The sequence below is a fragment of the Bradyrhizobium sp. GCM10028915 genome, assembly GCF_042666195.1.
GTDB lineage: Bacteria > Pseudomonadota > Alphaproteobacteria > Rhizobiales > Xanthobacteraceae > Bradyrhizobium > Bradyrhizobium canariense_D.
On record NZ_JBHTFN010000043.1, the window covers coordinates 349309 to 356953 of the forward strand.

General features: G+C 63.8%; 5 protein-coding genes, 1 tRNA gene and 1 pseudogene. 4 read left to right on the top strand and 3 right to left on the bottom strand.

Annotation, left to right across the window (positions count from 1 at the left end):
• Nucleotides 1-15: 15 nt before the first annotated feature.
• Nucleotides 16-1674, bottom strand: a complete 1659-nt coding sequence (locus tag ACFQX9_RS19965) for a bifunctional UDP-sugar hydrolase/5'-nucleotidase (RefSeq protein WP_018456263.1) — start codon at nt 1672-1674, stop codon at nt 16-18.
• A 199-nt stretch (nt 1675-1873) separates the two neighbouring features.
• The gene (locus tag ACFQX9_RS19970) at nt 1874-2632 is read right to left on the bottom strand and encodes an enoyl-CoA hydratase-related protein (RefSeq protein ID WP_018456264.1); all 759 of its coding nucleotides are present in this window, start codon (nt 2630-2632) and stop codon (nt 1874-1876) included.
• A 245-nt stretch (nt 2633-2877) separates the two neighbouring features.
• Between ACFQX9_RS19970 and ACFQX9_RS19975 the strand changes: the two genes are divergently transcribed.
• Nucleotides 2878-4119, top strand: a complete 1242-nt coding sequence (locus ACFQX9_RS19975; RefSeq protein ID WP_085352688.1) for an MFS transporter — start codon at nt 2878-2880, stop codon at nt 4117-4119.
• Nucleotides 4120-4210: 91 nt separating this feature from the next.
• Here ACFQX9_RS19975 and ACFQX9_RS19980 read toward each other — a convergent pair whose 3' ends face one another.
• The gene (locus ACFQX9_RS19980; RefSeq protein WP_247821357.1) at nt 4211-5989 is read right to left on the bottom strand and encodes an acyl-CoA dehydrogenase; all 1779 of its coding nucleotides are present in this window, start codon (nt 5987-5989) and stop codon (nt 4211-4213) included.
• 254 nt (nt 5990-6243) lie between these two features.
• Between ACFQX9_RS19980 and ACFQX9_RS19985 the strand changes: the two genes are divergently transcribed.
• The 3 genes and pseudogenes from ACFQX9_RS19985 to ACFQX9_RS19995 all read left to right on the top strand — a co-directional run bounded on the left by ACFQX9_RS19985 (nt 6244) and on the right by ACFQX9_RS19995 (nt 7424).
• Nucleotides 6244-6318: transfer RNA gene (locus ACFQX9_RS19985), tRNA-Gln, on the top strand.
• A 274-nt stretch (nt 6319-6592) separates the two neighbouring features.
• Nucleotides 6593-6872, top strand: a pseudogene (locus tag ACFQX9_RS19990) (aldehyde dehydrogenase family protein); the annotation flags it as partial.
• Between the two features lie 342 nt (nt 6873-7214).
• Nucleotides 7215-7424: a 2Fe-2S iron-sulfur cluster binding domain-containing protein gene (locus tag ACFQX9_RS19995; protein WP_247298711.1), complete on the top strand. Its 210-nt coding sequence runs from the start codon at nt 7215-7217 to the stop codon at nt 7422-7424.
• Nucleotides 7425-7645 lie beyond the last annotated feature (221 nt).

Sequence of the window (7645 nt, forward strand, 5' to 3'; positions counted from 1 at the left end):
CCTGTTTGATCCGGATCAATTCACGCGCAGGATGCGGCTCAGCGGCAGCGGTCCGATCGGTCCGTGCGCCCGGAAGAACGCGAACAGCGCGTCAGCGTCGTAGCCGCCATATTGCGGCCCCGTGCCTTGTTTGGCGACCGTAAACCCGTCGCCCCCGACTGCGAGGTAATCGTTGAGGGTGACGCGGTAGCCGCTTCCGGCTTCGATCAGCCTGCCATTGAGCGTCATCTTCTCGTTGATCACGCGCTCGCCGTATGGCTTCGCCGCATCCCAGGCGTAACTGAACCCGTTCGAGACCTGGAGAATCCGCGGCCGCTTCGGATCGAGCCATTGCTGCTCCAGCATGTCCTTGAGCTGGCTGCCCGTGAGCGTCATGGTGACGAGCCGGTTGCGGAACGGCTGGCTGGCGAAAACGTCGCCGAAGGTGATCGCGCCGTTCTCCTTTGGCACGATGTCGGTGCGGATGCCGCCGGGATTGGTGAGCGCGATGACGGCGCTGCCGTCCTTGGCGTCCCTGGTCGCGGCCAGCTGCGCGTCCGCAATGACGTCACCGAGCGGGCTTTCGCCGGCCTCGTTCGGCACGCGTGACAGCGTCTGCGTCACCGATCCAGCCGGGCGATTGGCGATCGGCGCCGAAAGCCTGTCGTAAGCGTCGATCAATGCGGTCTGCTCGGGATCCCTAGGCAGCGAGGCATTGGCGACGAGGACGTTCTCGGCCCTAGCGCTGACGATGTCGCGCGTTGCCGGATCGAGCTTGAGGTCGATCGCGGTGACCAGAGTACCGTATTTGTCGCCGCTGGTGACGAGCCGCCCGTCAATATCGCAGACATAAGCACGATGGGTGTGGCCACTGACGACGAGGTCGACGGCGCGATCGATTTTTTTCACGATGTCGACGATCGGCCCCGTGATAGCAGGGCATTCATTGTAGTCGCCGGCCGGCTCGCCGCCCTGGTGGATCAGCACTACGATCGCCTCGACCCCACCCGCTTTCAGCTGCGGCACCAGCGCGTTCACCGTTTCGGCTTCGTCGCGGAATTCGAGGCCGGTGATGCCCGATGGCGAGACGATGCCCGCGGTGTCCTTCAAGGTCAGCCCGATGAAGGCGATGGGGATGCCTTCGAATTCCCTGATCTCGTAAGGCGGCAGCACGCTCTTGCCCGTCGCCGTCTCGATGGTGGACGCCGCTAGATAGCGGAATCTGGCGCCCGTAAAGGAATGCGGCCCCTGACAGCCGTCGACGGGATGACAGCCCCCGTTCTGCATCCGCAGGAGCTCGGTCTTGCCTTCGTCGAATTCGTGATTGCCGACCGAGCTGATCGCGAGCCCCATCATCGAGAGCGACTCGATCGAAGGTTCGTCGTGGAACATCGCCGACAGGAACGGGCTCGCGCCGATCAGGTCGCCGGCGGCGACGAAGATCGTGTTCTTGTGGCCCTCGCGCAGCTGCTTCACCAGCGTCGCCATGTATTCGGCACCGCCGGCCGCCACCATCACCTTCCTGGCCTTGTCCTCGGGATCGCTGATCCGGATGCCGCCCGGCGGCGGGCGCAGATTGCCGTGGAAATCGTTGATCGCCAGGATGCGCAGCTCGACGGGTGCGGCGGTTTGGGCGGACGCGGGCAGGGCGGCGAGCGCGAGCGAGAAGACGGTCAGCCGGAGAACATGTTGCATGAAACCAGACTAGTCGTTCCGCACGAAGATTTCACGAAGCTTTCTTCCTTCTCCCCGTCTCGAGAAGGTGTCGCGAAGCGCCGGATGAGGGGGGTCTCCGCAAATTCAAATGTGAGTTCGACTCGCGGATAGAACCCGTCACCCGTCTCGCCGCTTTGCGGCGAGCCAGGCTCTCCCGCCATGGGAGAGGGAAGACAGCCTACCGCTTCTTCCTGTTCATAAACGCGTTGAACGCGGCGGTGGCTTCTTCCGACTTCAGCCGCTCGCCGAACAGATGGGCCTCCTGATCGATGCGGCGGGTGAGCTCCTCGGATGCGACGCGGAGCAGTTTGCGCGAGATCGCGACCGCTTCGGCGGGAAGCCGGCAGATGTCGCGCGCCACCTTGCGTGCCTCGACCTCGGTATGACCCGGCGAGACCACGGTGTTGACGAAGCCGGCGGCATGCGCTTCCGCGGCCGTAAAAGTCCGTCCCATCACCAGCATGGCGAAGGCGCGCTGGTAGCCCATCGTGTTCGGCATCAAGAGGCTGGACGCGCCGACCGGCACGAGCCCGAGATGGATGTAGGGCGCGGAGAAGGTCGCCGCGTTCGAGGCCAGCACATAGTCGCAATGGAACAGCATCACGGTGCCCATGCCGATCGACGCGCCGTCCACGGCCGCGATCACCGGCTTGGCGTTGAGAGCTAGCGAATAGAGAAACTTGGCGCCGTCGGACAGCGTCTCGGGGCGCGACGTGTCGGCGTGCATGAAATCGTCGATGTCGTCGCCGGCGGTGAACACGCCGGAGCCCCCGGTGATGATCATGCAGCGGATGTCGGGATTGTTCTGCGCGGTGTCGATCGCGCGGCTCATCTCCCGATACATGTCCTGCGTGATCGCGTTCTTCTTGCTCGGGCGGCGCAGGGTGATCACGCGCGTTCCGCGCTCTTCGCTGACGACGATATTGCCATTCGGCATGAGGGGCCCCTGCGGTCGCCGCGATACTGACATTGCTAGACTCGCGAAACGTCAGCCTACATCATCTTGCAGGCGTGCCAATGCGCTAGCGCGACCTTTTGGAGACCGAATTCGCCCGAGACGGGCGCATCACGCTCGCCGCCGTGTTCCGCGTTGCAATGATCAACCGCCATTTTCGATTGAAAAACCACTGGTTGTGGTGCACGATCGCCTCGCGCCGTTCCATTTGGCCGATTGCCCGATTGATGATTGCCGCCACTCGTGTTGACGAATCCTCGCTGCACTATCGCGGCTGGCGCGTCGTGCTGGCCTGCTTCCTGATGGCTTTCTTCATGTTCGGCTTCGGCCTGTACGGTCAGGGCGTCTATCTCGCGGAACTGCAGCGCGCCCATGGCTGGCCGGGCACGCTGGTCTCCGCGGCCAGCACCTTCTCCTTTCTCCTGACTGCCGTCCTCGTCATCTTCACCGACGATCTGCTCGCCCGCATCGGGCTGCGGTCGCTGATCCTGTGCGGCCTGTCGGCGCTCGGCGCTTCGACGGTGCTGCTGGCGCTGCTGCAGACGCCGTGGCAGCTCTATCTCGCTTATGCGCTGATGTCGGTCGGCTGGACCGGCATGGGCACGGTGGTGATCGCGACCGTGCTGAACTCCTGGTTCGAACGGCGCCGCGGGCTCGCGCTCAGCCTCGCCTACAACGGCGCGACCTGCGGGGGCATCGTGCTCGTGCCGCTGCTGCTGTCGCTGAGCGGCAGCATCGGCTTTCGTTCCGCGATGCTGGCGGCCACGCTGGCGATGGTGGTGCTGGTGCTGCCGGTGGTGGTCATCTTCACCGGGTGGCGAACCGAAATGCCGCCGACGTCGGGTGGGAATTCATCCACTGGCGGCACTGCCTTGCCTTCGGTTCACTCACGCAAGACGCTGCTCGCCAACGCGGCGTTCTGGACCATGGTGCTGCCGATCGCGGTCGCGCTGCTGGCGCAGATGGGATTCATCATCCATCAGGTGACGTTCCTCGAACCGCTGATCGGCCGCGCCAGTGCGGGCCTTGCCGTCACCGTCATGGCGGCGATGGCGGTGGTCGGGCGCCTCTCGCTCGGCCTGTTCGTGGACCGGCTCGATCCGCGGCTCGCCTGCGCGGCATCGATGACGAGCCAGGCGGCGGCGCTGTTCGTGCTTCTGCAAAGCACGAATCCGACCGTGCTGCTCGTGTGCTGCGCCGTCTACGGTTTCTCGATCGGCAACATGATCACGTTTCCGCCCTTGATCATCCAGCGGGAGATCGGCGCGAGCGCCTTCGCCGCTGCGATGGGGCTGGGCACCTCGATCAGCGGCATCGTCAGCGCCTTCGGCCCCGGCATCGTCGGTCTCGTGCGCAGCGTAACCGGCGACTACACGAGCGCGTTTGCGATGTGCGTGGTGCTCGACGTGGTGGCGGCGAGCGTCGTACTATGGCGGCCGGGGCGACGTACGAAGCTTGCGGCTTCGTAGCCCGGATGGAGCGCAGCGCAATCCGGAATTCGTGTCACCAGCAATGATGGCCCCGGATTGCGCTGCGCTCCATCCGGGCTACGCGTCCCAGCTACCCCAACAGCACCGCATCCGCTGCCGCGACCGACTCCGCACTCTCCGTCACGGTGCGCTCGAGCGCGCCGGCCTGCACGGCGATGTTCTCGGCGAAGAAGCGCGCCAGCGAGACGTAGCGCCCGGCGTCCGCGATGCCGTCGGATTTCGCGGCGAGCGCTTCAGACGCCAGCATGCAGCCGCCGAGCGTGGCGCCGAACTGTTGCAGATACGGCGTCGCGCCGGCCAGCGCCTCGTTCGGCGCGGAAGGAAGCCGCTCCAGCAGCCATTTGCTGGTGCGCGTCAGCGACTCCAGTGCCTCACGCAATTTCACGCCCGTGGTGCCGAAGGCGGGATCGTTGGAGGCTTCGACCTGCTTCACGATTGCGGAGAGTTCGTCGAGCAGCGCCCACACCGACGCGCCGCCGTTGGCCGCGAGCTTTCGCGTGACGAGGTCGATGGCCTGGATGCCGTTGGTGCCCTCGTAGATCGCGGTGATGCGGGCATCGCGATAGTGCTGCGCCGCGCCGGTCTCCTCGATGAAGCCCATGCCGCCATGCACCTGCACGCCGAGATAGGCGACCTCGTTGCCGATGTCGGTCGAATAGCCCTTGGCCATCGGCGTCAGCAATGCCGCACGCGCGGCAGCGTCGGCGCGGACCTTCGGATCCCTGGCACGCGTCGAGACGTCGATCGCCACCGCGGTCGCATAGCAGATGGTGCGCGCCGCAGCGGTCTGCGCCCGCATCCGCATCAGCATGCGCTTGACGTCGGGATGCACGAAGATCGCATCGGAACCGTCACCCTTGTTGCCGAGGGCGCGGCCCTGCTTGCGCTCTTGTGCGTACGACAATGCCTGCTGATAGGCACGGTCGGCAACACCGACGCCTTCGAGGCCGACGCCGAGGCGGGCCTGGTTCATCATCGTGAACATGCAGCGCATGCCCTGGTTCTCTTCGCCGACCAGGAAGCCGATCGCGCCGCCATGATCGCCCATGGTCATGGTGCAGGTGGGGGAGGCATGCATGCCGAGCTTGTGCTCGACGCCGGAGGCAAAGATGTCATTGCGCGCACCCAGCGAGCCGTCTTCGTTGACCATGAATTTCGGCACGAGGAACAGCGATATCCCCTTGGTCCCTGCGGGCGCGTCCGGCAGGCGCGCCAGCACGAAATGCACGATGTTGTCGGTCATGTCGTGCTCGCCGTAGGTGATGAAGATCTTCGTCCCCTTGATGCGATAGGTGCCGTCGGCCTGCTTCTCGGCGCGGGTGCGCAACGCGCCGACATCGGAGCCGGCCTGCGGCTCGGTCAGCTGCATCGTGCCGGTCCATTCGCCGGAGACGAGCTTCTCGAGATAGATTTTCTTCAGCTCGTCGCTGCCATGCGCGTCCAGCGCCTCCATCGCCGACGCCGTCAGCAGCGGGCAGAGGCCGAAGGCGACGTTGGCGGCGCTCCAGATCTCGGTGCAGGCGGCGTTGATCGCGAGCGGCAGGCCCTGGCCGCCGAAATCCTCGGGGCCGGAGACCGCGTTCCAGCCGCCCTCGGTCCAGCGCTTGTAGGCATCCGGCCAGCCCGGCGCGGTGGTGACCTTGCCGTCGCTGAGCTTGATGCCGTGCTCGTCGCCGACTTTGTTGAGCGGCGCCAGCACGTCGGTTGCGAACTTGCCGGCTTCCTCCAGCACGGCGCTCACGATATCGCCGTCGAAATCGCCGTAATGGCCGGCCTCCATGGCAGCTTTCAGGCCGGCGCCGTGGTTGAGCGACAGCAGCATGTCAGAGATCGGCGCGCGGTAGGTCATGGCTCACTCCCGTGGACAGTTCTTGGCGCCGTATTCCCATGAAACGGGGGAGGTCTCAACTGTCAGGAGGGGTGGCGGAACGCCCGTCGGCAACGGGCTGGCGTAGCGCTCCTGTAAGGCATGGCGCGGCGCCACCGGCGCCTGTGGTATTTTGCCCCTCCGGGCGGTTGAAATGCCGCGCCTCTCCCTATAGACCGGCACCACTCGAGGGAATCCGCGGACGCTCCTGTCGCCGCCGTTTCCCGAGGGCCTGATGGGGCGTAGCCAAGTGGTAAGGCAGCGGATTTTGATTCCGCCATTCGGAGGTTCGATCCCTCCCGCCCCAGCCAGCGCTTAAGCTGCTGAGTTCGTTATGTAAGCAGCTCTGATGCCGCCGAATTTTTTGAACGCGTTTGGAAATGGAGCTTCTGATGCTCGTTCCCGAATCAAACTAAACGGCGTCGTGCATTACATCGACCATAGTGGCCTATCTCCGTGGCTTTCATCTCAGTATATACCGCCGAGGCTACTTGGGGTGGTCTGTTACGCCCTCATCGTAGGATAGGGTACTACAGCGAACAATCGGACAAGCAGTCGAAATAATGCATTGGTGCGGAATTCGCCGTGCTGTCCATCATTTCCTACAACACAGTGGAGGAGGCGATCGAGATCGCCAACGACACTGTCTACGGCCTCGGCGCCCACGTGCAGGGCACGGATATGGAAACGGTGCGGGCCGTAGCCGGAGAGATCCGGTCTGGTCAGGTCCATGTGAACTATCCTGACTGGGACCCGAACGCACCTTTCGGTGGATACAAGCGTTCCGGCAACGGCCGGGAGTACGGCCTAGAGGGGTTTGGAAGAATATCTCGAGACAAAGGCCGTTCTCGGATTCTACTCATGAAGTTGCTCTCGTCGCATCGGGTCTTGGCGCTCGTCACGACCAGCGTCCGCCAATGCAAAAGTGTTTCCGGCCGTGATGGCACACGCGTCGGAATCCGCAGAACACCTTCTGGCTCAAGGTCGGGGCTTTGACGGCTGGCTGAGTTGGCCCGTGAGTTCAGTTCGCCCGACATGTGGAGCGGTATCTCATATTTCTCCAGGCCATTTCGAAATCAATCTGTCGCGAGAAACCCGTGCGGCCGTGGATAGATGGCTCCGCGTCGCTGAAGCAAACCGATGGTTCGCGCGATCTTGGGTTGGAAGATGGGCACGGCCGTTATGTTTCGATATCGTACGATTGCCGTTGAGCCCGGGAAGTCGATTCCTGGATGCACTGATCGATTCAGGAATTTCGCTTGTGGAAGGTGGCTGCGGAACCTGCGAGACACGCGTGATCGAAGGCATGCCGGATCACCGCGAGCAGTTTCTGAGCAAGCAGGAACAAGAGACAAACAAGACGATCATGATTTGCTATTCGGGTGCAAAGTCGAAAAAGCTGACCTTGGACCTCTAAATAGGCCCAACCGACTGCCAACGTCTAATGACAGAACGTGCGCCTTGTCCGATGAGGGGATTCGCGAGGCGATGCCCGCGGCACGAACGACGGCGGTAACGGCCGAAGGGGACGGCTCTAGCACGGAAAGAGTGCCTACTGCTCCCTCGCGCCCTATTGCGGCGCTGGCGACCGTCTGTCCGTTGGCCATGTCGATCATCACAGAAATGGCGCCACTATGA